General features: G+C 62.5%; 30 protein-coding genes. 15 read left to right on the forward strand and 15 right to left on the reverse strand.

Going from position 1 to position 25725, the window contains the following annotated elements; genetic code table 11:
- The first annotated feature begins 79 nt into the window (after nucleotides 1-79).
- A complete protein-coding gene (locus E0502_RS04575; protein ID WP_137676744.1) occupies nucleotides 80-598 on the forward strand; it encodes a rhodanese-like domain-containing protein in 519 nt (172 codons plus the stop codon).
- Between the two features lie 90 nt (nucleotides 599-688).
- Here E0502_RS04575 and E0502_RS15270 read toward each other — a convergent pair whose 3' ends face one another.
- On the reverse strand, nucleotides 689-799 hold the full coding sequence (locus E0502_RS15270; protein WP_137676745.1) for a PEP-CTERM sorting domain-containing protein: 111 nt from the start codon (nucleotides 797-799) through the stop codon (nucleotides 689-691).
- On the opposite strand from E0502_RS15270, the gene E0502_RS15275 reads away from it, so the two are divergent.
- Complete coding sequence (locus E0502_RS15275) at nucleotides 798-1604, forward strand: hypothetical protein (RefSeq protein ID WP_240048863.1); 807 nt, start codon at nucleotides 798-800, stop codon at nucleotides 1602-1604. The genes E0502_RS15270 and E0502_RS15275 overlap by 2 nt on opposite strands.
- A gap of 568 nt (nucleotides 1605-2172) precedes the next feature.
- On the opposite strand, the gene ruvB is transcribed toward E0502_RS15275, so the two are convergent.
- From ruvB to ruvA, 4 genes are read right to left on the reverse strand one after another with little or no spacing between them, the layout of a single operon-like run.
- Entirely contained in the window at nucleotides 2173-3213 is a 1041-nt protein-coding gene (ruvB, locus tag E0502_RS04590; RefSeq protein ID WP_137676746.1) for a Holliday junction branch migration DNA helicase RuvB, read from the reverse strand.
- Complete coding sequence (locus E0502_RS04595; RefSeq protein ID WP_137676747.1) at nucleotides 3210-3728, reverse strand: hypothetical protein; 519 nt, start codon at nucleotides 3726-3728, stop codon at nucleotides 3210-3212. The genes ruvB and E0502_RS04595 overlap by 4 nt, the downstream gene beginning before the upstream one ends.
- Nucleotides 3725-4258, reverse strand: coding sequence for a DsrE family protein (locus E0502_RS04600; RefSeq protein ID WP_338047309.1), 534 nt, complete (start codon nucleotides 4256-4258; stop codon nucleotides 3725-3727). Before E0502_RS04600 ends, E0502_RS04595 begins: the two co-directional genes overlap by 4 nt.
- A 29-nt stretch (nucleotides 4259-4287) precedes the next feature.
- Nucleotides 4288-4899, reverse strand: a complete 612-nt coding sequence (ruvA, locus tag E0502_RS04605; RefSeq protein WP_137676748.1) for a Holliday junction branch migration protein RuvA — start codon at nucleotides 4897-4899, stop codon at nucleotides 4288-4290.
- Between the two features lie 389 nt (nucleotides 4900-5288).
- Here ruvA and aroC point away from each other — a divergent pair, with 389 nt between their 5' ends.
- Nucleotides 5289-6365 carry a chorismate synthase gene (aroC, locus tag E0502_RS04610; RefSeq protein WP_137676749.1) on the forward strand — a complete coding sequence of 359 codons (1077 nt, stop codon included), beginning with the start codon at nucleotides 5289-5291 and terminating at the stop codon, nucleotides 6363-6365.
- Between the two features lie 95 nt (nucleotides 6366-6460).
- Here the strand turns inward: aroC and E0502_RS04615 are convergent, their stop codons facing one another.
- Genes E0502_RS04615 through E0502_RS04625 form a run of 3 tightly spaced genes read right to left on the reverse strand, consistent with a single transcriptional unit; the run spans nucleotide 6461 to nucleotide 8965 of the window.
- The gene (locus tag E0502_RS04615) at nucleotides 6461-7096 is read right to left on the reverse strand and encodes a Smr/MutS family protein (protein ID WP_137676750.1); all 636 of its coding nucleotides are present in this window, start codon (nucleotides 7094-7096) and stop codon (nucleotides 6461-6463) included.
- Nucleotides 7093-8286 (reverse strand): murein transglycosylase A, encoded by a 1194-nt coding sequence (mltA, locus tag E0502_RS04620; protein ID WP_240048864.1) that lies wholly within the window; start codon nucleotides 8284-8286, stop codon nucleotides 7093-7095. Before mltA ends, E0502_RS04615 begins: the two co-directional genes overlap by 4 nt.
- Nucleotides 8287-8293: 7 nt before the next feature.
- Entirely contained in the window at nucleotides 8294-8965 is a 672-nt protein-coding gene (locus E0502_RS04625) for a Tim44/TimA family putative adaptor protein (protein WP_137676751.1), read from the reverse strand.
- A gap of 319 nt (nucleotides 8966-9284) precedes the next feature.
- On the opposite strand from E0502_RS04625, the gene secB reads away from it, so the two are divergent.
- The 5 genes from secB (at nucleotide 9285) to E0502_RS04650 (ending at nucleotide 14350) form a co-directional block, all read left to right on the forward strand.
- Nucleotides 9285-9809 carry a protein-export chaperone SecB gene (gene secB / locus E0502_RS04630; protein WP_137676752.1) on the forward strand — a complete coding sequence of 175 codons (525 nt, stop codon included), beginning with the start codon at nucleotides 9285-9287 and terminating at the stop codon, nucleotides 9807-9809.
- 27 nt (nucleotides 9810-9836) lie between these two features.
- Nucleotides 9837-11408 (forward strand): murein biosynthesis integral membrane protein MurJ, encoded by a 1572-nt coding sequence (gene murJ, locus E0502_RS04635; RefSeq protein ID WP_137676753.1) that lies wholly within the window; start codon nucleotides 9837-9839, stop codon nucleotides 11406-11408.
- Nucleotides 11409-11444: 36 nt separating this feature from the next.
- Complete coding sequence (trpS, locus tag E0502_RS04640) at nucleotides 11445-12476, forward strand: tryptophan--tRNA ligase (RefSeq protein WP_137676754.1); 1032 nt, start codon at nucleotides 11445-11447, stop codon at nucleotides 12474-12476.
- A 162-nt stretch (nucleotides 12477-12638) separates the two neighbouring features.
- Entirely contained in the window at nucleotides 12639-13349 is a 711-nt protein-coding gene (locus E0502_RS04645; RefSeq protein WP_137676755.1) for a DUF4136 domain-containing protein, read from the forward strand.
- A gap of 119 nt (nucleotides 13350-13468) precedes the next feature.
- The gene (locus tag E0502_RS04650; protein WP_161593704.1) at nucleotides 13469-14350 is read left to right on the forward strand and encodes an energy transducer TonB; all 882 of its coding nucleotides are present in this window, start codon (nucleotides 13469-13471) and stop codon (nucleotides 14348-14350) included.
- A 13-nt stretch (nucleotides 14351-14363) separates the two neighbouring features.
- Here the strand turns inward: E0502_RS04650 and E0502_RS04655 are convergent, their stop codons facing one another.
- Genes E0502_RS04655 through E0502_RS04665 form a run of 3 tightly spaced genes read right to left on the reverse strand, consistent with a single transcriptional unit; the run spans nucleotide 14364 to nucleotide 16809 of the window.
- The gene (locus E0502_RS04655; RefSeq protein WP_137676757.1) at nucleotides 14364-14696 is read right to left on the reverse strand and encodes a hypothetical protein; all 333 of its coding nucleotides are present in this window, start codon (nucleotides 14694-14696) and stop codon (nucleotides 14364-14366) included.
- Nucleotides 14697-15143 (reverse strand): dUTP diphosphatase, encoded by a 447-nt coding sequence (gene dut / locus E0502_RS04660; RefSeq protein ID WP_192895918.1) that lies wholly within the window; start codon nucleotides 15141-15143, stop codon nucleotides 14697-14699.
- Entirely contained in the window at nucleotides 15136-16809 is a 1674-nt protein-coding gene (locus tag E0502_RS04665; RefSeq protein ID WP_137676759.1) for a phosphopantothenoylcysteine decarboxylase domain-containing protein, read from the reverse strand. Before E0502_RS04665 ends, dut begins: the two co-directional genes overlap by 8 nt.
- A gap of 217 nt (nucleotides 16810-17026) precedes the next feature.
- On the opposite strand from E0502_RS04665, the gene E0502_RS04670 reads away from it, so the two are divergent.
- Nucleotides 17027-17407 (forward strand): hypothetical protein, encoded by a 381-nt coding sequence (locus E0502_RS04670; protein ID WP_137676760.1) that lies wholly within the window; start codon nucleotides 17027-17029, stop codon nucleotides 17405-17407.
- A 13-nt stretch (nucleotides 17408-17420) separates the two neighbouring features.
- Here E0502_RS04670 and E0502_RS04675 read toward each other — a convergent pair whose 3' ends face one another.
- Genes E0502_RS04675 through E0502_RS04685 form a run of 3 tightly spaced genes read right to left on the reverse strand, consistent with a single transcriptional unit; the run spans nucleotide 17421 to nucleotide 20199 of the window.
- Nucleotides 17421-17903 (reverse strand): hypothetical protein, encoded by a 483-nt coding sequence (locus tag E0502_RS04675; protein WP_137676761.1) that lies wholly within the window; start codon nucleotides 17901-17903, stop codon nucleotides 17421-17423.
- A 3-nt stretch (nucleotides 17904-17906) separates the two neighbouring features.
- Nucleotides 17907-19463 carry a 2-polyprenylphenol 6-hydroxylase gene (gene ubiB / locus E0502_RS04680; RefSeq protein ID WP_137676762.1) on the reverse strand — a complete coding sequence of 519 codons (1557 nt, stop codon included), beginning with the start codon at nucleotides 19461-19463 and terminating at the stop codon, nucleotides 17907-17909.
- A gap of 4 nt (nucleotides 19464-19467) precedes the next feature.
- The gene (locus E0502_RS04685) at nucleotides 19468-20199 is read right to left on the reverse strand and encodes a class I SAM-dependent methyltransferase (protein WP_137676763.1); all 732 of its coding nucleotides are present in this window, start codon (nucleotides 20197-20199) and stop codon (nucleotides 19468-19470) included.
- 55 nt (nucleotides 20200-20254) lie between these two features.
- Between E0502_RS04685 and mutM the strand changes: the two genes are divergently transcribed.
- The 6 genes from mutM to E0502_RS04715 all read left to right on the forward strand — a co-directional run bounded on the left by mutM (nucleotide 20255) and on the right by E0502_RS04715 (nucleotide 25021).
- Entirely contained in the window at nucleotides 20255-21070 is an 816-nt protein-coding gene (mutM, locus tag E0502_RS04690) for a bifunctional DNA-formamidopyrimidine glycosylase/DNA-(apurinic or apyrimidinic site) lyase (RefSeq protein ID WP_137676764.1), read from the forward strand.
- Nucleotides 21071-21213: 143 nt separating this feature from the next.
- The gene (gene rpsT / locus E0502_RS04695) at nucleotides 21214-21474 is read left to right on the forward strand and encodes a 30S ribosomal protein S20 (RefSeq protein WP_137676765.1); all 261 of its coding nucleotides are present in this window, start codon (nucleotides 21214-21216) and stop codon (nucleotides 21472-21474) included.
- A 419-nt stretch (nucleotides 21475-21893) separates the two neighbouring features.
- Complete coding sequence (gene dnaA, locus E0502_RS04700) at nucleotides 21894-23360, forward strand: chromosomal replication initiator protein DnaA (protein ID WP_137676766.1); 1467 nt, start codon at nucleotides 21894-21896, stop codon at nucleotides 23358-23360.
- 97 nt (nucleotides 23361-23457) lie between these two features.
- Nucleotides 23458-23868: a DUF983 domain-containing protein gene (locus E0502_RS04705; RefSeq protein ID WP_137676767.1), complete on the forward strand. Its 411-nt coding sequence runs from the start codon at nucleotides 23458-23460 to the stop codon at nucleotides 23866-23868.
- Nucleotides 23865-24638, forward strand: a complete 774-nt coding sequence (locus E0502_RS04710; protein ID WP_137676768.1) for a HesA/MoeB/ThiF family protein — start codon at nucleotides 23865-23867, stop codon at nucleotides 24636-24638. Before E0502_RS04705 ends, E0502_RS04710 begins: the two co-directional genes overlap by 4 nt.
- A complete protein-coding gene (locus E0502_RS04715) occupies nucleotides 24635-25021 on the forward strand; it encodes a hypothetical protein (protein WP_137676769.1) in 387 nt (128 codons plus the stop codon). The genes E0502_RS04710 and E0502_RS04715 overlap by 4 nt, the downstream gene beginning before the upstream one ends.
- Here E0502_RS04715 and E0502_RS04720 read toward each other — a convergent pair.
- Nucleotides 25013-25720 (reverse strand): NAD-dependent deacylase, encoded by a 708-nt coding sequence (locus tag E0502_RS04720; protein WP_137676770.1) that lies wholly within the window; start codon nucleotides 25718-25720, stop codon nucleotides 25013-25015. The genes E0502_RS04715 and E0502_RS04720 overlap by 9 nt on opposite strands.
- Between the last annotated feature and the right edge of the window lie 5 nt (nucleotides 25721-25725).

Here is a 25725-nt window from a genome sequence, read left to right on the forward strand (position 1 = left end):
GCATGGTGCAACGGTCCTGGTTCACCCAATTGCAAGCTTGCTTGGCGCAGCCTCCTGCCAATCCGAGGGAGGAATTGTCATGCGAATCATGTTGCTTGCCATACCGGTCGTACTGTTGGCCTCGACCAGCTTCGCCCAGCCGGTCGAATCCAGTCCCGAGATCGATTACGACGGGTTTGTGGAGCTGACCGGATCGGTCCAGAGCATTCGTGAGACGAGGCTTCTCGATCGTGAAGAGTTTCTGCTCAGAGCCGCCGCTGACGGCGCTCTACTACTCGATACACGCTCGGCGGCCGCCTTTCGCGCAGGGCATATCGAAGGGGCGGTCAACCTACCCTTTTCAGATTTCACCGAAACGGCGCTGCGCGAAGTGATCGGTGACGATTCCAACCGGCCGATCTACATCTATTGCAACAACAATTTCACGGACAATGCAGCGCCTGTCATGAGCAAGAAGGCGCCGCTGGCACTCAACATCCCGACCTTCATCAACCTGCACGGCTATGGCTACACCAATGTGTGGGAGCTGGGCGGCCTGATGCCGACCAGCAAGGTGCCATGGGTATCAGCACCGCCCCAACGCGAAGCCCCGATCTGAACGGCGATGCACTAAGCCCGCATGCACACAAGAAGGGCGGCTCCTTGCGGGGCCGCCCTGTCTTTTTCAGGCAGTGCCGAATTGCGCTTGTCAGGCGCCCTTTTTCGGCAGGAACTTGCGCCGGCCGAGGATTGCCGCAGCGCCCAGGCCGAACAGGATCATCATCGGCGGTGCCGGTACCGGCGTTCCGCTCGTGGTCATGCCGCTGGTTGTCATGCCGGAGGTGGTGTTGTTGCCAGAGGTCGAGCTGGAGGAAGATGTCGACGACGACGTACTAGTCGAGGTTGAGCTGCTGGTCGAGCTCGTGACGTTGCCCGAACTGCTCGTGCTGGTCGAGACGTTCCCGGAGGTCGACGAGCTGGTGCTCGAACTGCTCGAAACATTGCCCGAGGTCGAACTGCTGCTCGAAACATTGCCGGAAGAGCTGCTGGAAACGTTGCCCGAGGTGGAGGAGCTGGCATTGTTGCCCGAGCTGCTGGAAACATTGCCCGACGACGTCGACGTGGAAGACGAGCTGGTTACCGCACCAGACGAGGTGCTGACATTGCCCGAGCTGGTCGAAGTCGAGCTGGTCACCGAACCGGACGAGGTGCTGACCCCACCGGTGGAGGTGCTCACGCCGCCAGTCGAGGTCGAGACGCCGCCCGTGGTTGTCGAACTGCCGCCGGTCGAGGTTGAAGTCGAGCTACCGCCGCTGGTGTTGTCGATATCGATATCGATGTTGATGCCGCTGCTCGAGCCGTTGTCGCCGCCGCTCGAAGTGGAGCTGGAGGTCGAACCGCCGCTGCTGGACGTCGAGCCGCCCGAGGTCGTCGTGCTGGTGCTGACCACGACGCTGCCGCTCGAACCGCCGCCGCCGCCGAAGAAGCCGCCGAAGAAACCGCCACCGAAGCCGCCGCCATATCCGCCGCCGCCGCCGACGACCGTCACACCGCCGCCGCCGCCACCCTGGATCGGGGGCATCGGTGCAAGCGGAGCGGGAACCGCTGCCAGCGCCATCCGGTAGACCGGTGCGCAGCGCGGATCGTAATTTCCTGCATAGGCGCCGTCACGGATCACGCCGCCGCCGTAAGTCCCGTCTCCGCCAGTGTGCATGCCGGGGCCGACCTCTTCACAGGTCACTTCGCGGCGCACGATGCGGCGCTGGCGATTTTCGGTGCGTTCGACACGGCGCGTCGCCGGGCGACGTTCCTTGATGTATCGAACCGGCTGAGCCTTGACCGACGTTGTCTTGCCGGACTTGTATTGCGGGTTGTCCGTGATCTGTTTCTCGGCGACATGCACCGCGCCACCTGCGAGCAGGGCGGTGCCCGCTGCGGTTGCCGACAGTTTCGCCAGGGCCAGTTTTACCGACATGGTCAAGCTCTCTCAATCTGCTCGGGCTTTCCGAAGGGACGGCGATTCCGCCCCCACATGAATTCCCTGTCGCATCAAGAAGCGACCAACTCCTTAAACGGGCAATGGCGTTAACCAACATTTCGCACTGCGAGAGGCACTTTTTTTGGCCAGTTCCGGCCGATCTGCCCGACCTGTCCCACTATGGAACCGAAAGCGCGGCAAATCCTACGCGTTCGTTAACTTTCTTCGTCGAACAAACCGGTTTGCGAAGCAGTGCCGGAACCCTTCGGCGGGGCCATTTCCAGGTGATTCCATCCCGCATCGTTGAGGCAGCGCCCGCGTGCGGTGCGCGCCACCAGACCAAGCTGGATGAGGTAGGGCTCGATCACTTCCTCCACCGTATCGCGCGGTTCGGAGAGGCCCGCTGCGAGCGTTTCGACCCCGACCGGCCCGCCCTTATAGGTCGTCGCAATCATCGTCAGATAGCGCCGGTCCATCGCATCGAGGCCGAGCCGGTCGATCTCCAGCCGGGTCAGCGCGTTGTCGGCAATCGCCTTGGTAACCGTGCCATCGCCCGCAACATGGGCGAAGTCGCGCACACGGCGCATCAATCGCCCGGCGACACGCGGCGTACCGCGCGAACGGCGGGCAATTTCGCGCGCGCCCGCCGGGTCGATTTCCATGCCGAGCAGCGTGGCACCGCGGGTCACGACCTTGTCCAGCTCCTCGTGGCTGTAGAAGTTGAGCCGCACCGGAATGCCGAAGCGGTCGCGCAACGGGGTTGTCAGCAAGCCCTGCCGCGTGGTCGCACCGACCAGAGTGAACGGCGGTAAGTCGATCCGCACGCTGCGCGCGGACGGCCCCTCACCGATGATCAGGTCGAGCGCGCGGTCCTCCATCGCCGGGTAGAGCACTTCCTCGACCACCGGATTGAGCCGGTGGATCTCGTCGATAAACAGCACATCATGCGGCTCGAGATTGGTCAGCAGCGCGGCCAGATCGCCCGCCTTGGCGATCACCGGGCCGGACGTGGCGCGAAAACCGACGCCCAGTTCCCGCGCGACGATCTGCGCCAGCGTGGTCTTGCCTAGGCCGGGCGGCCCGAAGAACAGCACATGGTCCATCGCCTCCGAACGCGACTTGGCGCTTTCGATAAACACGCGCAGATTGTCCCGCGCCGCCTCCTGCCCGATAAACTCGGCCAGCGACTTGGGCCGCAGCGCCGCATCGGGATCGTCCGGCTGGCGATCGGGGGTGTGAAGGGGCTGGTCGGTCATGTCAGAGCGTCTAGAGCGACGAACGATCCCAGAATGAAGAATGCCAGACTTAGCACCACGAATGCGATGGCAGTATACTCCCAACGTTCCCCGATCTTGTATGGTCGCTGACCATCGATACCGTCCGAGCTAGCGTCATAAATCTTGGCTTTCGATTTCCATGCATCGGCCATCGAAGACTGCATGTAATACACTTGAGAAAAATAGGCAGTGATGAAGGACGTTAGAACGGACGACAGTCCGCATGAAAACCAGATGAAAGACCAAAATATTGCTCTTGGCTCGATTACCGTGCCTCCATTTCCTATAAAGGTAAGAAGTGAGACCAAGCTTGCTCCGTTCACCAAGAACAGTGATTTCAAAGTAGCTTGTGCCATATCCATAGAGTATTGCAGTCGGTTCTTGGTATCCTCCCACTCTTCTACATAGTCAGCGGCCGCGAGCTGCTTCTCCCGCTCCACTTTCGGTTCCTTTCTGATGATGGTCAGCCGATTCAGTAGATCACGGATACTCAAAACGGGTTCACCGTATAGCCGCGCTGTTGCAGCAGTGCGTGCGCGGTCATGGCGCTGAGCGCGGTTTCGACGCCGGGGATCAGATCTTCCTGCGCGATGCCATAGGCCGCGCCGCTCTGGCCGCAGAGGATGAACCGCACGCCTTGCCCAAGCATTTCGCGCACCATCGCGCCTGAGGGGTTTTCGCTCGCTTCCGCGCCCTCTTCCTGCCGCGCCGCCCACGCCTCGTCGCTCAGCAGGTCCATCGAGGCCTTGCCGTGGACCACCACCGCCACCCGAATGTTGTCTTCCGGCACGCCCGCCGCAACGTGCATGTTGATGAAGCGCGCCGCGCTCTCGAACCCGCGATTGCGCTTGCCCTCTTCCGCCGGGGCCGCAACGTCGAACGCGTGCGAGAACTCCGTATCGGCGGGCACGGTGTCGATGCCTTCGATCGGCGCATGCGGGCCGAACTCCTCGAACACCGGGCCGGTCTTGAATGCCGACATATCCTGCGCGGCGGCAGGACTCGCCAGTGCCAGCGCGGCCATTGCCATCACAATTCGCATAGTGTTCTCCATCATCCCGCTGCCTTCTTCAACGCCACCCGGATCAGGTCGCTTTCGCCCGCGCCTTCGCCCAGCTCGCCTTGTGCCAGCGCGACGGCGCGCGCAGCGACGGCGGGCTTGAAGCCGAGGTTTTCCAATGCGCTCACCGCGTCGGCGCTGGCGCTGGAAACGGCAGGGGTGTTGACACTGTTGACACTCCCCTCGCCCCCGGAAGTCGGCAGCGCGCCGGCCTTGTCCTTGAGCTCGTTGACGATCCGCCCGGCCAGCTTCGGCCCGACCCCGTTGGCGCGTGCGACCATCGCCGCGTCACCCTGCGCGCAGGCGGCCTGAACCTCGGCAGTCGAGAGCGCGGACAGGATCGCCAGGGCGACCTTGCTGCCCACGCCCTGCACCTGTGTGAGCAAGCGGAACCAGTCACGTTCCGACCCTTCGGCAAAACCGAGCAACCGCATGTCGTTCTCGCTCACCTGCAAATCGGTGTAGACCGTGCAAGCTTCGCCTACTTCGCCCAGTGCGCTGAGCGTGCGGGCCGAGCAGTGGACGAGATAGCCTACGCCCTGCACGTCGATCACCGCCCAGTCTGTGCCGGTTTCGTCGAGCAGGCCCCGAAGTTTCGCAATCATAAGGCGTGTTTCGCAATCATGGTTTGTTCCTGCCGCACAACCGGGGTTTTGGCCAGTGGGAGTTTGGCCTTAACGCCCAGCCGGAGCAATCCAGTTGACACTTGCTTGACGAAGTTGACACCGTGTCAAGCAGGACGATTTCATTTATAGCATTGTAATTAGGTATTTTTCCGCCAATCGTGTGGTAAGCCCTCCAGTAGAGAGCACCCCGCCCCAGCTTGCCGCGTCATTGCGAGCGTAGCAGGGCGATCCACAGCGCCCGGTGCGGTCCATGGATTGATTTCATTCCGCTTCGTAGCAAATCGCAGCGGTGTAGGAAAATGCTGCTTCACCGCGCCCCAGTAAAGGTGAAGTGGACAGCACGCGGCGCTTGCGACATGAAAGCCGGCATGAGCTGGAACACGTTCGGGCGCGTGCTGCGCTTCACCACCTGGGGGGAAAGCCACGGGCCTGCACTGGGCGCGGTGCTGGACGGCTGCCCGCCGGGAATTGTGCTGGACGAAACTGCGATCCAGCCGTTCCTCGATGCGCGCAAGCCGGGGCAGAACCGCTTCACCACTCAGCGCAAGGAACCCGATCAGGTCCGCATTCTCTCCGGCACCTTCGAGGGGCGGACGACCGGCACGCCGATTTCGATGATGATCGAGAATGTGGACCAGCGCAGCAAGGATTATTCGGAAGTCGCCAAGGCTTATCGCCCGGGTCATGCCGACTACGCCTATGACGCGAAATACGGCTTCCGCGACTATCGCGGCGGCGGGCGATCCTCTGCGCGCGAAACAGCGGCGCGGGTGGCGGCGGGCGCGGTCGCGCGGCTGATCGTGCCGCAAGTGACGATCACCGCCTATGTCTGCCAGGTCGGCGACGACGAGATCGACCGCAGCACGATGAATTTCGATGAAATCGGCAACAACCCGTTCTTCTGCCCGGACAGCTGGGCGGCGAAGCGGTGGGAAGCGAAAATCGACGCCGCACGCAAGGCCGGTTCGTCACTCGGCGCAGTCGTCGAATGCGTGGCCGAGGGGGTTCCCGCAGGCTGGGGCGCGCCGGTCTATGCCAAACTCGACAGCGATCTGGCCGCCGGGATGATGAGCATCAACGCGGTCAAGGGTGTGGAGATCGGCGACGGCTTCGGCGCGGCGTCGCTATCGGGTGAGCAGAACGCCGACCCGATGCGCGCAGGCGAGAACGGGACGCCGGAATTCGAAGCCAATCATGCAGGCGGTATCGCAGGCGGCATCTCGACCGGCCAGCCGGTGGTCTGCCGCGTGGCGTTCAAGCCGACCAGTTCGATCCTGACCCCGGTCGATACGATCACCAAAGAGGGCGAGAACACGGAAATCATGACCAAGGGCCGCCACGACCCCTGCGTCGGCATCCGCGGGACACCGGTGGTCGCCGCGATGATGGCGCTGGTTTTGGCGGACCACATGATGCTGCACCGCGCTCAAGTAGCGCAGCGATAGCGCAACAAGGACTCGCTCAATTAGCGAAGCGATAGCGCAACGAGGACTCGCTCAAGTAGCGAAGCGATAGCGAGACGGAAACACGCGCGGCGCGACTATCGCCGCCGTTTCAGCACCAGATAGAGCGCGCCCTCGCCCCCATGTCTGCGGTGCGCCCGGCGGATGGCGGCGATATCCGAACCGTGCGGTCCGGCAGCCAGCCAGTCGAGCACCTTCGCGCGGATTGCCCCTCTCCGGTCGCCTCTGTCCGCCGCTTCGACCGGACGCGATTTTCCGGTCACCAGCAAGACAAGCCGCGCGCCCATCGCCTTGGCCTGGAACAGTCCGCTGTCGAGCCGATGATAGGCGGCGTCGAGTGTGTGGCCGTGCATGTCGAGCGAGAAATCGGGATCGACCTGTCCGGCCTTGAGCTTGCGGTCCCAATGCGAATCGAGGCCGTGCTGCGGCAAGGGTTCGGGTTTGCGCCGGGGCGGTGCCGGAGCCGCGCTGCGCCCGAGTGATGGTGGCGCCGAACCGACACCTTTCTCGATGAGTTCCTGAAAGCCGGGCTGGCGCTGCGGCATGACCGGACCGGGCCGGACCGGCAGGGGTGATGGCGCAGGCTGGTCCCGCTCCTGCGCAGCTGCGGCGCGCGACGGGACCGGGCGGCGCGTTTCCAGCGGGGTCACAGTCGCCGCGAGCTTTTCCCACGCGGCCGCTTCCGCTTCGTTCAGTCCGCGCGGATGGGTCATTGCCGATCGAGGCGGTCGGCGGCGCTCTTGGGCAGGAGGATGTAGGCTGTACCGCGCGCACTCATGCCGCCGGCAATCTCACGAGCGTCTTCGCCCGCGCCCCAGAATGTGTCGAACCGGTTTGCGCCCTTGATCGCGCCGCCGGTGTCCTGCGCCACCCACAAGCCGCTCGCCGCCGGATTCTCCATCCGGAGCCACACCGGCGCGCCGTAGGGGACGAATCTGGGATCGACTGCGACAGAGCTGCGCCCGCGCACCGGCACTCCGATCGAACCGATCGGCCCGTCGCCGGTCAATTCGCGGAAGAACACCCAACTCTCGTTAAGCCGCATCAGCGCGCGGCCTTCCTCCGGATTCTCGCGAATATACTGCATGATGCCCTGCATCGATCCGGGATATTTGCCCGGGCCCTCGCCCAGCAACCCGCGCTCTCGCATGACCCCGCCAATGCCGGTGTAGCTGTGGCCGTTCTGGTTGTCGTAACCAATCCGGATGACCTCGCCCTCAGGCGATATCAGCCGGCCCGAACCCTGTATCTGGAGGAAGAAAAACTCGACCGGGTCCGCCGCCCAGGCAATCGGCGTGTTGCTCGATGCCAGCGCGCCGTCTTCGATCTGCGCACGGGTGTAATGCTCGGTGCATGATCCATCGGGCAATCTGCGGCTGAGCGGCGCGCGGCCTGTCCGTTCGCTGTCCGGGATATCATCCCGCCAGCAGCGCTCGAGATCGTTCGGCGTGGCGTAAACCGGCACGTGGAAGCCGGGGCGGCGGGTGCGCGATCCGGCGATCTGCGGCTCGAAATAGCCGGTGGCGAATGCTGAGCCAGTTCCGATTCTGACGGTCTGAAAATTGTCGTTGAAGAAATCGCCCGGATCGCCGGAATGGCTGCGCGCTGCGGCGCACACCGTCTCCCAGTCAGATGTCACGGTAAGCCCGGACAAATCGGGCCGTCTGACAGCAACCGGACAGGATTCGACGAATGCGGAAAGCGCAGCGGCGGCGTCATCCCGCTCGTAACGGGGGAGGCCGGCCAGGCTGGCACTTCGCGCACCGAGCATCAGTGCCGAAGTAGCCACCGGGTTCGTAGGTGGAACCGCTACGGGCGCATCCGGTTTGGGAATGACGCCCGCACAGGCGGAGAGCATCGCCGCACCGGCAAGGATCGACAGCCGGCGAAACGCAACCATCATTGGCGGGTCAGCCCTGGTCGGTCTCGTCGAGCAGCCAGTTGGGATCATCGGCTTTCACATCGCGTGAGAAAGTCCAGATGTCGCGGCTCTCGATCGCATCGTCGAGCGATCCGGCGATCATGGTGCCATCCTTGTCGCGTGTAATCATGGCGATGTCGGACAGGAAACGGACTGCAACGCGGGCAGTGCGCCCATCCAGTTCCGCGCGGTCGATCACCGCGTCTTCGATCCGCACAAGACGGTTGTCCACCTGTTCACCGGATTCTTCGCGCATGGCAATGGCAGCATCGAAGCTGGCGTAGACGTCATCGTCGCACAGTTCGCGCAAGGTTTCGCGGTCACCCTGCCAGAACGCTTCGAGCACGACGGCGTAAGCGCCTTTCGCACCTTCGAGGAACGCGGTGATGTCGAACCGGCGGTCAGCCGACGCGATGGCTCGCACGCCCTGTTCCACGGCGGGGATCACATCGGACATCGGCTGCGCCCGGAACTGGCCCTGATTGGCTGGCTGCGAAGGCTGATCGTCTTCGGCCTGCGGTTTGGGCTGCGCGGTCGGGTCGAAGCGGGTCGGGATCGATTCCTCCTCATGCTCGGCACGGCGGCCCAGCACGGAATACAGCCGCATGCCCAAAAAGGCTGCAACCATTGCGAGGATGACGATTGATACGATCTGATCCATTAACCCAGTCTCTTTCCGGCCGGTCGCAAAATCGGTCCCCGGCACGCTCATGTCTTACTGCCTTAAATAGGAAAGGATTACAAATGAACAACGCCTGTGTTCCGCCCGCCCTTGTTCCGCTCGCCTTGTCGCGCGGCACAGCCATTTGATCGGAACCCTCCGGCCCCAATGCGTGCCCCAATGCGTGCTCCATTGCGTGCTCCATTGCGTGCTCCATTGCGGGCGCGCGCGAGCGGTGCTAGGCGCGCCGCCGAACCAGGCCCCGGGTCCAACGCCTGTGGCTGCGCACTAGACTCTCGAACACGGAAGACCGATTATCATGGCCGACGAAGGCGATATCCTCACCGATCTCAACATGGACCCTGTACCCAATGGCGAAGACACTTCGCCCGTCGCCGGGATCATCTCGCAATATATCAAGGACATGTCGGTCGAGAATCCAAAGGCACCGGAATCGTTCCAGTGGCAGGACAAGCCGCAGATCGACCTGCAGTTCAATATCGGTGCGAACCCGGTCAACGACGAGATTCATGAAGTCGAACTGAAGATCAACATCAATGCCAAATGCGAACAAGGCAGCATCTACCTCATCGAGCTGTCCTATTGCGGCCTCGTCGGCATGCGCAATTTGCCGGAAGATCAAGCGCACGCGTTTCTCTATGCCGAAGCGCCGCGGCTGCTCTTCCCGTTTGCCCGCCGGGTGGTTTCGGATGCAACGCGCGATGCCGGCTATCAGCCGCTGACGATTGATCCGATCGATTTCAACGGCCTCTACGCCCAGCGCCTGCAAGCCAAGGCGCAGGAAGAAGCGCAGGGCGCGGCGGCTCCAGCCGGCGAAGCCTGAGCGCGGTAGCGCAAGCGGGCGGCTGAGATGAGCCTCCTGAAAAATGTCGGGACGATAGGCGGGCTCACGGCAATCAGCCGTGTGTTCGGCTTCGTGCGCGATATGCTGGTGGCCCGTGTGCTTGGGGCAACAGCCATGGGCGACGCATGGCAGCTCGCTTTCATGTTGCCCAATATTTTCCGCCGCCTGTTTGCCGAAGGGGCGTTTGCCAGCGCTTTCGTCCCGCTGTTCAACCGGCGGATGAAGGAAGACGGCGATCTTGGCGAAGCGCAGCGGTTCGCTGAAAGCGTCCTTGCGGTGTTGTTGCCGATCCTGATCGTCTTCGGCGCGATCGCGCTGATGGTCATGCCGTGGGTGGTTGCCTATTTCGCGCCCGATGGGCTGGCGGAAGACGGCGACAGCCTGGCCATCGCGACGCAGATGGCGCGGATCACCTTCCCCTATCTGATCTTCATGAGCCTCGCGACGCTGCTCGCGGCTGTGCTCAACAGCCTGTCGCGCTTTGCCGCCGCCGCCGCCGCACCCATCCTGCTCAACATCTGCCTGATCACCGCACTGGTGTACGGCGTGACGCTCGATGGCGGGCTTGAGGCAAGGCAAGAAGCTGCCTTCTGGATGGCGGTTGCCCTGTCGGTCTCGGGCTTCCTCCAGCTGGTCTGGCTCGGCGCCTTCATGCGCCGCGCGGGCTTCCGCCTGCGCCTTGTCGCCCCGCGCCTGACTGGCGGAGTGAAGGAGCTGGGCATCCTTGTCGTACCCGCCATTTTCGGCGCGGGCGTTTACCAGATCAGCCGGTTCATCGACCTGTTCTTCCTGTCGACGCTGGAAGTCGGCAGCTACACCTATCTCGCCATGGCGGATCGGTGGAACCAGTTGCCCCTCGGCATCATCGGCATCGCGCTGGGCACCGCAATCCTCCCGGCGCTGTCCCGCTACCTTGCGCGGGAGGAGAAAGACGAGGCGCAGCGCCTGCAATCGAACGCGATCGAGCTTGCCATGCTGCTGACAGTGCCCGCTGCTGTCGCTCTGTTTGTGACCGGTAGCGCCTTTACCCGCGTGTTTTTCGCCGGCGGTGAATTTACCGTTGAAGACGCGATGATCACCGGGACCGTGGTCAGCGGCCTGGTCATCGGCCTGCCCGCCTATGTGCTGGTCAAAGTCCTCACGCCGAACTTCTTCGCGCGCAAGGACACGCGAACCCCGGTTTACACTGCGGCCGCTTCGCTCGTGATAACCATTGCGCTCAACATCCTGCTTGTGCCGCGTTACGGGGTGCTGGCGCTGGCCATCGCCGGATCGGTCGGTGCCTGGGTCAATGTGATGCTCCTGTACGCTATTCTCGCACGGCGGGATTTCTTCCGTTTGCCGGCGCGGATATTCTGGCGGCTGCTGTGCATCGTGGTCGCCGCTCTGCTGATGGGCGCCGCGCTCTGGTTCATGATGCCGCCGCTCGATCCGATGTTTGACGGGACCATTGCGCAGCGCGCCATTGCCATCGGCGCGATTGTCGCAGTCGGCGCGCTGGTCTACGGACTGGCCGCAATCGTCCTGGGCGTACTTGACCGCAGCACGATCAAGCGGCTTATGCGCCGACAGGGCTGAACCTCCAGCCGCAAACTTGCGAACACAGGAATTCTCATGCGCGTCGTATCCGGCATCCAGCCAACCGGTAATCTGCACCTTGGCAACTATCTTGGTGCGATCCGCAATTGGGTGCGGATGCAGGACGAGATGGAAGAGGGCAGCCAGTGTCTGTTCTTTCTGGCCGATTTGCATGCCATTTCCATGCCGCACGACCCGTCCGAGCTGCGCAGCGCGACGCTCGAAATGACCGCTGCACTGGTGGCCTGCGGGATCGACCCGGCCAAATCGGTGCTGTTCAACCAGGCGCAGGTGCCGCAGCACGCCGAACTGCAATGGCTCCTTAGCGGCACCGCCCGGATGGGCTGGCTCGGCCGGATGACGCAGTGGAAAGACAAGGCAGGCAAGAACCGCGAAGGCCAGTCGGTCGCGCTGTTCTCCTATCCCGTGCTGCAGGCCGCAGACGTGCTGCTGTATCAGGCGACCCATGTGCCGGTCGGCGAAGACCAGAAACAGCATCTCGAGCTGGCGCGCGACATTGCGCAGAAATTCAACAACGACTTCGCCCCGAAAGACGAAAACGGGGAAGATGCGCCTGTCTTTACCCTGCCCGAGCCGTTCATCCCGCCTCAGGCCGCGCGGATCATGAGCCTGCGCGATGGCAGTGCGAAAATGAGCAAATCCGATCCGTCTGAAATGAGCCGCATCAATCTGGCCGATGACGCCGACACCATCATGAAGAAAGTCAAGAAGGCCAAGACCGATCCCGAACCATTGCCGTCCGAGGCGGCCGGTCTGGAAGGTCGGGCCGAAGCGCTCAATCTCGTCGCAATATACAGTGCGTTCTCCGGGCAATCGGTGTCGGGCGTGCTCAGTGAGTTCGGCGGGCAAGGGTTTGGCGCGTTCAAACCCGCACTGGGCAATCTGCTGGTCGAATCGCTCGCGCCGATTTCCGAGCGGTTCCGCGAATTGCGGCAGGATCGCGAAGCGCTCGACGCCATTCTAGCGCGCGGTGCTGCCCGCGCGCGGGAGCTTGGATCACCCACTCTCAATGCCACATATCAGGCACTGGGGCTTGTTCGCGGATAAGTTTTTTCGCCGTAAGCCTCGGAATTATTGTAACTTTTGGTAAGTTACCTATTCAATCGGGGTTCAGCCCCCCTGCTTTACAACCCGCACTGTCGATGACAGCATGCGAGTCGGAAGAGGGTCCGCCGTGCTGCGTACACCCTGTTTTCGAGAGGAAAACCGATGACTATCAAGTCCAGTAAACTTGCGGGCGCGCTGAAATTGGCGACGGTTCCCTTGTTGCTCGCCGGGCTCGCCGCCTGCACCACGCCGGGCTTCAAGTCCGATGTCACCCGTTATGCAGCGCAATTGCCGGCACCGACCGGCCAGACGTTCGCCGTCGTGGCAGAGGATCCGGCACTCGCCGGCGGTCTCGAGTTTGCCCAGTATGCCGACCTGGTCGAGAACCAGATGGCGCGGCTGGGCTATGCCGAAGCTGCTTCGCCTGACACAGCAAACCTTCTGGTGCGCTTCGACTACGGCGTGGACAAGGGGCGTGAGCGGGTCCGTTCAACCGGCATTCGTGACCCGTTCTTCGATCCGTGGCGCGGCTTTGGCTACCGCCCGGTCTATTACCGGACCCGCCGGGGCTACCGCGTGGCATACGCGCCCAGCAGTCGCTGGGGCTACGGCTTCCGCGATCCGTGGTTCGGCGGAACGGACGTGCGCAGCTACACCGTTTACACCAGCGGGATCGACATGAAGATCGACGACACTACCTCCGGCGAACGGCTATTCGAAGGCAAGGCGCAGGCCGTGTCGACGTCGAACCGCCTGCAATATCTCGTGCCGAATCTGGTCGAAGCGATGTTCACCGACTTCCCCGGCAATTCGGGCGAGACGCTGCGCATCTCGATCAAGCCGGAAGAAACCACGGTCCGCAAGATCGACTGAACTGAGATTTCCTCGATCGGGAAATGAAGGGCGGCCTCGCAAGGGGCCGCCTTTTTGTTAGGTGCCTCCCGCAAAATATCTGGCTTGACTGCAAAATCGGAAATGCGGACATAGCCAACATGTTGAAAACGAATACTATAGCCGCTCTCGCTGCGACCTCGGTACTGGCTGCTTTTGCACCTGCCGCCTTTGCCCAAACCGGCAACGCGGACGATGCCTATTACCAGTCAGGGCCGTGGACAGTTCTCGACCGGGCCAATATTTTTTGCGCGATCGAGAACAGGGACCTCGGCGAGGGCCGCCTTACTCTGTCGAGGTCTGCCACCGAACCGGCCAATTTCTCTTTCTATGGCAGTGAACGGAAAGACTACAACACGCCAAGCACCGGCATCGTCTGGCTGTTCGACGGGGAGCCCGTTGCTGGCAGTATCCTGGCGGGCCATATCTACCAGGTGCGCGAGCCGAACGCCCGTGTGGAGGCGCTTTTCAGCAAGGCGCTAAGGCTGACGATCACGCACAATGACGAAACCGTCGCCGAGATCGATCTCAAAGGCAGCGCAGCAGCGTTCCGCAAGCTGGAGGAGTGTTCTGCGCAGTATCCCGGCTCCAGAGTTCCGATGATCCCCCCACCCGCGCCGCCGCTATACAGGCCCCCGGCCCCGCAGCCCGTTACGATCCCGGAACCCAACCTCGAAGGGCCATTCGAACCGAACCAGTCGCTCAAGCCCCTGAGCCCAGGACGTTGGATTGGCTACAACGACTACCGGGGAACCTTCCTTCGCAACGAAATGGAAGGCACCGTAGGAATTACCCTTACCGTCACGCCGTCCGGCCGGGTTGCACACTGCCAGATCACCAAGAGCAGCGGCTACGCCGAAATGGATGCGCACACCTGCGACCTGGTTACGCGGCGGGCGCGGTTCCAGCCGGGGACCGATGGCGATGCGAACCGGATAAGCGGTCTCTTCTCCACAAACGTCGTCTGGCGGATTCCGAACTAGACGGGCTTTGCGGCTACTTCCGCAGGCCCCTCACGATTGCGATCCCGACGCCGATAGCGACGGAGCCGATCAGGAATGCATTCGGGAAGCCCACCGGCGCATCATGCTGCCCGCTGCCGAACGCTTCATTCAGCCAGTCCAGCGCGTAATTGCCCAAGTGGATCGCGCCGGTCAGGACAAGGAACGGCACGACGATTGTCCGCCAGTCGAGCAGTTTCCAGCCATAGCGGCCGCGCAGCCGCAGGATCAGCCAACTCGCCAGCCATACCAGCAGTCCGATCCATACCAGCAGCGCTGCCAGCGCCAACAGCGCGACGCCCGGGCCGATTTCGCCCAACCCGGGCACTTAGCGACCGGTCGAGCCGAAGCCGCCTTCTCCGCGTTCGGTTGAATCGAGCTCGGCGACTTCATCCCACGCCGCCAGCGTTACCGGTGCCAGCACCAGCTGCGCCACGCGCTCACCGCGCTTGATCGGGAACGGTTCTGTCCCGTGATTGATCATGATGACCTTGAGCTCGCCGCGATAATCGCTGTCGATCGTGCCGGGCGTGTTGGGGACGCTGACCCCGTGTTTGAGCGCCAGGCCTGAACGCGGACGAACCTGAATTTCATAACCTTGCGGAATGGCCATCGCGAGGCCGGTCGCAACCGCATGGCGCATCCCCGGCTCCAGCACGACATCCTCTGCCGAAAGCACATCCATGCCCGCCGCGCCTGCGGTGGCGTACTGCGGCAATGCCAATCCCGTTCCGTGCTCCAGTCGTTTAACCTGCACGGAAATCGGATCAGTCATCGTCGATATTCTCCAGCGCCTCGGCCACCCGCTCTATCAATCGTCGGGCGACTTCCTGTTTGGGCATTTCTTTCAGATTCTCGACCCGCTTGCCAGTCACAATATGAACCGTGTTGGTCGCGCCGCCCATCACATCACCCGATACGTCATTGGCGATGATCCAGTCCACACCTTTGCGCTTCAGCTTGGTCTGTGCGTTCTCGATCACATCATCGGTTTCCGCAGCAAAGCCGATCAGCAGCGTGGGGCGCTTGCCGCCGCTGGCCACTGTCGCGAGGATGTCTGGGTTCTCTGTCAGCATCAGCGCGGGCGGGGCCATGCCGCGCTTTTTCATCTTGCCGTCGTGATAGTCCTTCGTGCGCCAGTCGGCGACCGCCGCTGCCATGATCGCAACATCGGCGGGCAGAGCCTGTTTGACCGCATCGGCCATTTCACGCGCCGATTCGACATCGATCCGGTCGACACCCGGCGGCGTTGCGAGATGCACCGGGCCGGAGATCAACGTCACCCGCGCGCCCTGCGCAGCAGCGGCCGCAGCGATGGCAAAACCCTGTTTCCCGCTCGACCGGTTGGCGAGATAGCGGACCGGATCGATCGGCTCATGTGTTGGGCCGGCAGTGACCAACACGTGCTTGCCGTAGAGCGGGCGATGCTCGATATCGGTGTCGAAGTCCGGCTGGCCCTCGAGCGGGTCGAACCCGTCATACTGGACAGTGATCGGCTGGATATCGCCCTCGACCGGTTGCGGAACGGCTTCCCCGGCGCCGGTCGAGACCATGTGATTGATTGCTTCCGGGTCGGTCGGCGGAGCGGACTTCGCACCGCCCTTGCTGGCCAGCACCGGGCCGGTGGGCTCGGGCGCATCGTCGACCATCGGATCGGCCGATTCCTCGTCCAGCGGTTCACCGTCTTCCGGCCAGTCTTCGCCCTCGACCTCTTGCCATTGGGCTTCGAGTTCTTCCTCAGAGCGTTTTGGCGTGGTGCGGGCGATGAGCGAGGTCAGCAGCCCGCCCAGACCGCCGCCGCCGGTCTTTTCCGCGACCGGTTCGTCTTCCGGCTCCAGCGCTTCGTGGATCGCATCTTTTTCCGCCGGTTCGCAATCGGCCGCAATTCCGAAATGCGCGGCGATTTCAGCCCAGATGATCTCGGGGTCGGGCAGTCGGCCGGGGCCAAATTCGCCGCATGCCATCGGCCCGGTATCGGGATCGATCACCTGCACGCCCGCCTGCTGCAACCAGTCGATATTGCGCTGGGTTGCGGCGTGCTGCCACATGCGCACATTCATCGCCGGAACGACCATCACCGGCTTGTCCGTCGCGAGAATCAAAGTCGTCGCAAGATCGTCGGCGATGCCCGCCGCCATCTTGGCCATAAGGTCTGCGGTCGCCGGGCACACCACCACCAGATCGGCCTCGCGGCTAAGCTGGATATGGCCCATCTCGGCCTCGTTCTTGAGATCCCACAGCGTGGTGTAAACCGGGTTCTCGCTGAGCGCAGCAAGCGCCATGGGCGTAACGAACTGCTGCCCGCCATCGGTCACGACGCAGGTTACATCGCCGCCGCCCTTGCGAACAAGCCGCACCAGCTCGCACGATTTGTATGCCGCTATGCCGCCGCCCACGACGAGCAGGATACGCGGCGTTCGGGGGGAACCGTCCTTGCTCACGCGCAATGCCTTGCGACTGCCGGACCTGTAAGGCCGGAAACGAACATGCTGGATTTCCCCTTGTTAACCATACAGTGCAGCCTAGCGCCGCTACACAATCCCTGCCAGCCCTGCCTTGCGTTGGTTACGATTTCGCTGGCCTATCATGCTTACCGGCCTCTAAACCTTTGGTGCAAAGACACTGCAAATACGCAGATGGACATTGGGGGAGTGATGCATGCGACTGATCCTGACGGCACTGATATTCCTGGGCGGACTGTTTTTTCTGGTGACCGGGATCGGTTTCCTGGTCGATCCGGTGTCCAGCGCGCAGCAATTCGGGATCGAGGCGATCCACAGCACAGGGCTTGCGGCGATCCGCGCTGACATGACGGCGTTTTTCGTTGTCGCGGCTGTCTGCATGATGACCGGCGCATGGTTCCGCAATGGCACCATCCTGCTGGTGCCCGCCGCTCTGTTCGGGATCGCTCTGCTGGGCCGCACGATCAGCGTGTTCGCCGACGGGACGATCGAAGGTTTCTGGATGCCGATGCTGGTGGAGGCCACCTGCGTCATCGTCCTGCTGATCGCCAGCCGCGTCCTGCCGCACCGCGGATAGGTGCACTTCCGGCCTATTCGAAAACGGTCGGGTCAACCTTGTTCAAGCTGGCCATGCGCCGCCGGAGCATTCGCCACATGAGATAGGCGGCGATGGTGCCTAGTAAACCGGAGGTCAGGAAGAAAAGGCTTAGTCCGACCCATGCTCCGGCATAGCCTATCTCGTCGGCAAATAACGCGCCGATGAAGACAATACCAAAAGCAAGTCCGCCCACGCCGCCTGTCAGTGCCCACCGGCTTGCTTTGGTCCAATCCTCGTTGCCTTGCGCCAGCTTGAGTAACATTCCGCCCAGTACCGCGCACATCGGGCCAGCGACAAGCAGTCCGACGATCAGGCCGGACACCAGCACGATCATCGCGGCATAGCCGACGGCTTCGGAGCTACCGTCGGCAATGGCTATGGTTATCAGAACGACCAGACCGCCGATCAGGCCGGACACCGGCCCCACCACCAGCGCGGGAAGCGCAGCAGAGAGCAAGGCGCGGCCCCAGCTCATCGTCTAGCCAACCCAGCCGAGTGCCGTAGCCCCTGCAACCGCACCGGCACCGATTGCTGCGGCCAGCACATATCCGAACCAGCCGCGGCCTGTGCGTTCGCGCTTGTCCCACATCAGCTCGACATCGGGCAATGGCGGGGCTTCGGGGGCACCGCCTTTCGGCGGAAAGCGGTCCTCGATCCGGCGAACCAGTTCCGGGATCCGCAGCAAGGTCTGGGTATCATCGCGGATCCGGTCGGCAATCGCCGCTTCCGGCCCCAGCTCGTCCCGAATCCAGCCCCGCACATAGGGTGCGGAAACGTCCCACATGTTGATTTCCGGGTTGAGCTGTGTGGCGATGCCTTCGACCATTACCATGGTTTTTTGTAGCAACAGCAGATGCGGCTGCGTCTGCATGTCGAAATCGCGGGTGATCGCGAACAGTCCGTCGAGCATCTGTCCGACACTCAGCTCGCTCACCGGCTTGCCGCGCATCGGCTCGCCGACCGCACGCAGGGCGGTCGCGAACTCGTCGACATTGTGATAACTCGGCACATATTGTGCTTCGAAATGGATTTCCGCGACGCGTTTGTAATTCCCGGTTGTCAGCCCGTAGAGAATCTCGGCAAGCCACATTCGCGCCTGCCGGTTGATCCGGCCCATGATGCCGAAATCGATCGCGGCGATGGTGCCGTCCGCTTTCACGAACAGGTTCCCCTGATGCATGTCGGCGTGGAAGAACCCGGCACTGATCGCCTGGTTGAGGAACGCCAGCACCAGCCGCTGCGCGATATCCGGCAGATCATGGCCTGCCGCGAGCAATTCCTCGCGCTTGCTGATCTTGATCCCGTCCACCCAGTCGACGGTCAGCACCCGGCCATTGGTCCGGTCCCAGTCGATCGGGGGGATCTCATAGCGGTCGATCGCTGTCATCGCTTCAGCGAGTTCGGACGCGGAGGCCGCCTCGCGCCGCAGGTCAAGCTCGCGGTTCGTCCAGCGTTCGAAATTGGCAATCGTCAGCCGCGGGCGCAGGCGCTGCGCTTCGCCGCCCATCGCTTCGAGATGCGCGGCAGCCCAGTGATAGGTTTCGATATCGCGCGCAAATTTCTCGCGAATGCCCGGCCGCAGGACTTTAACCGCGACTTGGCGGCCCTCGGTTGTCACCGCGCGGTGGACCTGCGCAATCGAAGCCGCGCCCACCGGTTCAGGATTGAATTCTGAATAGAGGTATTCAAGCGGCTGGTCGAAACTTGCCTCGATGACGCCGCGGATTTTGGCGAATTCGACCGGCGGCAAATCATCCTGCAAGCTGAGCAAATTGTGCGCCGCGTCAGCCCCGACAAGATCGGGCCTTGTGGCGAGCGACTGGCCAAGCTTGATCGCTGCCGGACCTATATCGCGAAATGCGCTGGCGTAATCCGGCTCTTTCGGCTGGATCGTGCCGAACCGGGCAATCCGCGCCAGCCGCTTGACCGGAGCAGGCGTGTTCGGATCACGCTCGATCCCGCGCAGCGCACCATGACGCGCAAGCCCCCGGCCCCATTTCAGGAGTCGCCAGATATGGGTCGCAGGCCGTGTCACGCGATCAGATTTTCCAGCCCGAGTGGATGGCGACCGCGCCGCCAAGGATCGGCTCGACCTTGGTCTTGGAGAATCCGGCCTGCCGGATCATCGCCTCGAAATCGTGCATTTTGGGGAAGCGGCGGATCGATTCCGCGAGGTAGCGATAGCTTTCCTCGTCACCCGCGATCGCCTTGCCCATCTTGGGCATCAGCTTGTGCGAATAGACGTCGTAGATTTCCTTGAAACCGGGCCAGGTCGTGGTGCTGAATTCCATGCAATAGAACCGCCCGCCGTGTTTGAGCACACGGTGCGCTTCGGCCAGCGCCTTGTCGATATGCGTCACATTCCGGATACCGAACACGATTGTGTAGGCATCATACACCCGCGAAGAAAACGACAGCTCCTCGGCATTCTGGCGCGACCAGACCAGATCGTCGATCCCGCGATCGATGGCGCGCGCAATGCCGACATCCAGCATATCCTGATTGATGTCGGAGACCGTCACGCTGGCGCCGCGCTCTGCCATGCGGAAAGCGATATCACCTGTCCCGCCGGCCATATCGAGTATCGCTTCGCCGGGCTGCGGTTTGACGCGGCGGACGAAACGATCCTTCCACAGACGGTGCATGCCGCCCGACATTGCATCGTTCATGATGTCGTATTTGGCGGCAACGCTGGAAAAGACTGCGCCCACGCGCTCGGTCTTTTCGTCGGGGGCCACATCCTGATAGCCGAAAGATACCTTTTCACTCATGCGCAGCGCCTTAGTGGCAATTGCCCAGCGGGCAAAGGGTGTTATGGGCTCGCAAATGCCCGAGCTACCCGAAGTTGAAACAACGGTCCGCGGACTTGCGCGGTTCCTCGATGGCGAGACGATCGTGCGCGCCCGGGTCAACCGGCCCGACATGCGCAAGCCGTTCCCGCCGGATCTGGTGCAGATGCTGACCGGCGCGCGGGTGACGGGGCTGGGCCGGCGGGCGAAATACGGACTGATCCATACCGATCGGTCGCAGACGCTGGTCTTCCATCTTGGCATGAGCGGGCGCTGGCGGATCGATCCGGAAGATGAAGACAAGCACGACCATTTCGTGATCGAGACGGATGGTCACCGGTTCGCCCTGTGCGATCCGCGCCGATTCGGCTGGGTCGATCTGGTCGCCAGTGAAGCGATCGAGACATGGGCCAGCTTCGCGTCGATGGGTCCTGAACCGCTCGGCAGCGAACTTTCGGCCAGCTATCTCAAGCTGGCCCTGAAAGACCGGAAACAGGCGATCAAACTGATGCTGCTCGATCAGCGGATCGTGGCTGGACTGGGAAATATCTACGTGTGCGAGGCGCTGTGGCGGTCCAGCATTCATCCCGGCAAAGCGGCTGGCAAGGTTTCCATGCCCGCGCTGGAAAGGCTGGTCCCGGCCATTCAAGAAGTGTTGACCCAATCAATCGAAGACGGCGGCTCAAGCTTGCGCGATTATGCCCGGCCAGACGGTGAACTGGGCTATTTCGCCACGCGCTTCGATGTCTATGGCCGAGAGAACGGCGCATGCCACCGCAATGATGGCGGCACTATCCGCCGTATCGTACAGGGCGGGCGCAGCACCTGGTTCTGCCCCAAGTGTCAGCGATAGTCCGTTTCGCTTGACGATTCGGAGGGGTAACCCTATGTGGCCCGCTTTCCGGCGAGGAATCGCCGCATCTGCTAACAGATACATTTACGATAGAGCGGTCACTGCAAAGTGGCCCGAAGAGTCAGCGAGACACAAGGACGAACATGGCCAACACGCCGCAAGCAAAAAAGCGCATCCGCCGCAATGACCGCCGCGCCGAAATCAACGGTGCGCGGATGAGCCGCATTCGCAATTTCGTGAAGAGGGTCGAAACGGCGATCGAAGGCGGCGACAAGCAAGCTGCTGCCGATGCGCTGCGCGCCGCCCAGCCCGAACTCGCACGCGGCGTTGCCCGCGGCGTGATGCACAAGAACACTGTCGCACGTAAGATGTCGCGGCTTTCGAAGCGCGTTTCGGCACTCTGATTCGTTTTCAAACGACCTCTTCCGGGGGTCGCTGATGGCAAAGAGCCGGCGTGAACAGCGCCGGCTTTTTTGTTGCCGCCAAGAGTCTGCGCCGCAGCTTTTGAAAAACCCTAGGAAGTCCCGCGAGTCGCGCCGCTTCTAGGCAAATTTTCAGGGTAAACAGTGCTTTAAACGCACGTCTGCGGGGTTGAGGTGTGTCAACCCGCTTTATTTCTATTTTTTGCAGTATCCCCACTTGCGACTCATGGCAGGTGGCTCTTAAGACTGTTCTCGCACCGGGCTGGACGGTTGGTGCTCTTACAGATTTGGATCAAGGCAAGCGGGCTGAATAGCGATTCCGCCTGGTGGCGAAGCTTTGCCCGGTTCCTGGGGGTTAATACGATCCGGTGGTCAGCGCCGGACAATGAGGTTGGCAGGGAATGACTGATAATAATGTCGCGGCAAAAGCGACCAAACGGAAAACGGGCGGGGACACTATGGAAGATCTCGAAGCGGTAAACCTGGCAGCCGATTGGTCTGACATCAGCCAGGGTCTCCGCAAGGATCTCGGCCACCAGCTGCACAGCCAGTGGATCAAGCCGATTCAGGTCGGCGGCCTGTGCCGCGAGACCGGCACGCTCGACCTCTATCTGCCGACTGAATTCAGCGCCAACTGGGTGCAGGACCGGTTTGCAGACCGGCTCTCGCTGGCATGGAAGATCGCCCGCAGCGAAGTGCGCAATGTGCGTATTCAGGTTCACCCCGGCCGCCGCAAACTGCCCGATATCAATCTTTCGGATGGCCGCCGCCCGGCCAACGACAGCAACGACACCAGCATGATTGCGATTGGCGCCGCCAATATCGGCGATGCCGGCTTCACGTCTTCGGTCGGGCTCGACCCGTCGCTGACCTTTGCGTCTTTCGTGACCGGGGAAACCAATATCCTCGGCTGCAACGCGGCACAGCGCATGTCGGCGACCGAACAGCCGCAGTTCAGCCCGCTCTACCTCAAAGCTGCAACCGGCCAGGGAAAGACGCACCTGTTGCACGCCATCGGCCATGCCTATCTCGGCGCGCACCCACGGGCGCGAATTTTTTACTGCAGCGCCGAGCGTTTCATGGTCGAGTTTGTTCAGGCGCTCAAAGCCAACCAGATGATCGAGTTCAAGGGCCGCTTGCGCAGCTTCGATCTACTGCTGGTCGACGATATCCAGTTCATCATTGGCAAGGCCAGCGCGCAGGAAGAACTGCTTTACACGATCGATGCCTTGCTGGCCGAGAACAAGCGGCTGATCTTCGCCGCCGACCGCGCGCCGCAAGCGCTCGACGGCGTCGAGCCGCGCTTGCTCAGCCGCCTGTCGATGGGGCTCGTCGCAGATATCGCCCCTGCCGACATCGAGCTGCGCCGCAAGATTCTCGAATCGAAACTGACCCGGTTCGCGCCGCTCGAAGTGCCCGAGGATGTGATCGAGTTTCTCGCCCGCACCATCACCCGCAATGTCCGCGAACTGGTCGGCGGCCTCAACAAGCTGATCGCTTATGCCCAGCTGACCGGGCAGGAAGTCTCGCTTAGTCTGGCCGAAGACCAGCTGACCGATATTCTTTCCGCCAACCGCCGCCGGATCACGATCGACGAGATCCAGCGCACGGTTTGCCAGTTCTATCGCATCGACCGCAGCGAGATGTCGTCCAAGCGCCGTGCGCGGGCGGTGGTCCGCCCCCGGCAGGTGGCGATGTATCTCTCGAAAGTGCTCACTCCGCGCAGCTATCCCGAGATCGGGCGCAAATTCGGCGGACGCGACCACTCGACAGTGATCCATGCGGTGCGCCTGATCGAGGATCTGCGCCAGCGTGATGCCGACATGGACGGCGACGTGCGGAGCCTGCTGCGCCAGCTGGAGAGCTGAGCCGCTCCACCGGTTTTCAACTGAACGCCAACAGGCTGTCGGCACCTTTTCCACAAAGCTGTCGACAGCCTCGCTGCGCGCGGACTAAAGGCTGGGTATGGCATCGGGAACCCATCGCGACCTTCCGCACAGCTTCGGCGCGGCGCTGCTGCGCGGCCTGCGGGGCCGGTGTCCACGCTGCGCAGAGGGACCGCTGTTCCGGCGCTGGCTCAAGCCACATGACACATGCCAGCCTTGCCAACTCGACCTGACGCCGCAGCAGACCGATGATTTCCCGGCCTATCTTTCGATCTTCGTTACAGGTCATTTGCTCGCACCGCTGATCATCATGCTCGCGCTCGATTTTGCTCTGTCTGGCTGGCAGATGGCGCTGATCATCCTGCCGCTTGCCTGTGTGCTGATGATCGGCCTGCTCCAGCCGGCAAAAGGGGCGGTGGTTGCCGTCCAGTGGTGGAACGGGATGCACGGCTTCCGCCGCGAGCGGGCAGGCGAAGCGGGCGGATCATGATGCTGAGCGACGCAAGGCTCGACCGTTTCGCGCGGCAGATCATCATCCCTGAGATTGGCGGCGCAGGCCAGGTCGCGCTGGACGGCACCCAGGTAACACTGGTCGGTCTCGGCGGGATCGGATCGCCGGTGCTGCAATATCTTGCCGCGGCAGGGATCGGGCAGCTGCGACTGATCGACGACGGCGATGTCGAACTGTCCAACCTGCAGCGTCAGACAATCTACACGCAGCGCGATATCGGCCATGCCAAGGCAGTGGCGGCGCGGCGCTGGCTGGCCAATTTCGACAGCGAGATTACTGTCGATGTGCGCGACGACCGCATCACGGCCGGCAACGCAGCGGCGCTGCTCGAAGGCTCCGGTCTGGTGCTCGACGGGACGGACAATTTCGCCACCCGGCTGGCGGTATCGGACAGCTGCGTCGCGCTCGGCATTCCATTGCTGTCCGCTGCAGTCGGGCGCTTTCAGGGCCAGGTCGCGGCATTTGCCGGGCATTTGCCCGACCAGCCGTGCTATCGCTGTTTTGTCGGCGATGCGTTCGACAATGACGACTGCGACACTTGCGCCGACGACGGCATGCTTGGCGCGATGGCCGGCTGGGCTGGCAGCTTCGCCGCAATGCGCGCTGTGAGTGTGCTGCTCGACGGCGTAGCAGCCATCGGCGACCCGGCATTTGGCAAGGTTCACATGATGGACGGGCTCAAGGCAGAAATGCGGAGCTTCCGTGTGGTGAAAGACCCGGCATGCAAGGGGTGCGGCTTGCCCGGATGAGCTACCAACCATCCGGCGCACCATGGAGGGTGGCAATCGGCCTTGTCGTCGCAGCCATTGGCGTTGTGCTCGGCGTCGCCGGATACCAGAATGCCAAGACAGCCAGTTTCAAAGCCGCGCTCGCGCAGTTCGCCAGAGACAATGGTCTGGAGACCATCGACTGGGCCCCGATGCACGGGATTCATGACCTCTATATCGGCGAGACATTTGTCGCCGACACCCCTGCGAAAGAAACTGCGGCAATCTGTGCAGTGCGGCAAACGGACGAGATTACAAGAAACCCCAACGCACAAGCACCCCGCAGCGCGCCGACGCTCGAAATCTGGTTCAGCGCATCCTGGCTCGAGGCGGATACTCTTGTTTTTCGCTCAGGGTCAGACTGACCGACTGAGTACCTCGTCCACCCAGCGCGGTACGAGTTCTCCCGCCTTGCCCTGACGCGATTCGTGGAACCAGCTTGAGCCCTCGCTACGCTCCAGATTGAGCTCCAGCGTTCTGACCCCCAATTCGCGCGCATCGCGGACAAAGCCTGCCGCCGGATAGACCGCGCCCGAGGTGCCGATGCTGACAAACAGGTCCGCCTGCCGGATGGCGGCGTAGATACGGTCCATCTGGTACGGCATCTCGCCGAACCACACGACATCGGGGCGCAAGCTCGGAGCCTGGCACACCGGGCACGGCGGGCGGTCCGACATTGGCGCATTCCACGGCGAACGCATCTCGCACGAAATGCATAGCGCGCTCTTCAGTTCGCCATGCATGTGCAGCACCCGGTTTGCTCCGGCGCGTTCGTGCAAATCGTCAACATTCTGCGTCACGATCAGCAATTCGCCGGCAAATTCCGCATCGAGCCGCGCCAATGCTTCATGCGCCGGGTTCGGGGTGACCTTGGCCAGGGCCTCGCGCCGCATGTCGTAGAAACACAGCACCAGATCGGGATCGCGCGCGAAGCCTTCAGGCGTCGCGACATCCTCCACCCGGTGCTGTTCCCACAGCCCGCCCGCATCTCGGAAGGTGTCGATACCGCTTTCTGCGGATATCCCGGCACCGGTAAGGATGACGATGTTCGAAATCTCTGCCATGCTTG

The organism is Parerythrobacter lutipelagi, from assembly GCF_005434975.1.
Lineage (GTDB): Bacteria > Pseudomonadota > Alphaproteobacteria > Sphingomonadales > Sphingomonadaceae > Parerythrobacter_A > Parerythrobacter_A lutipelagi.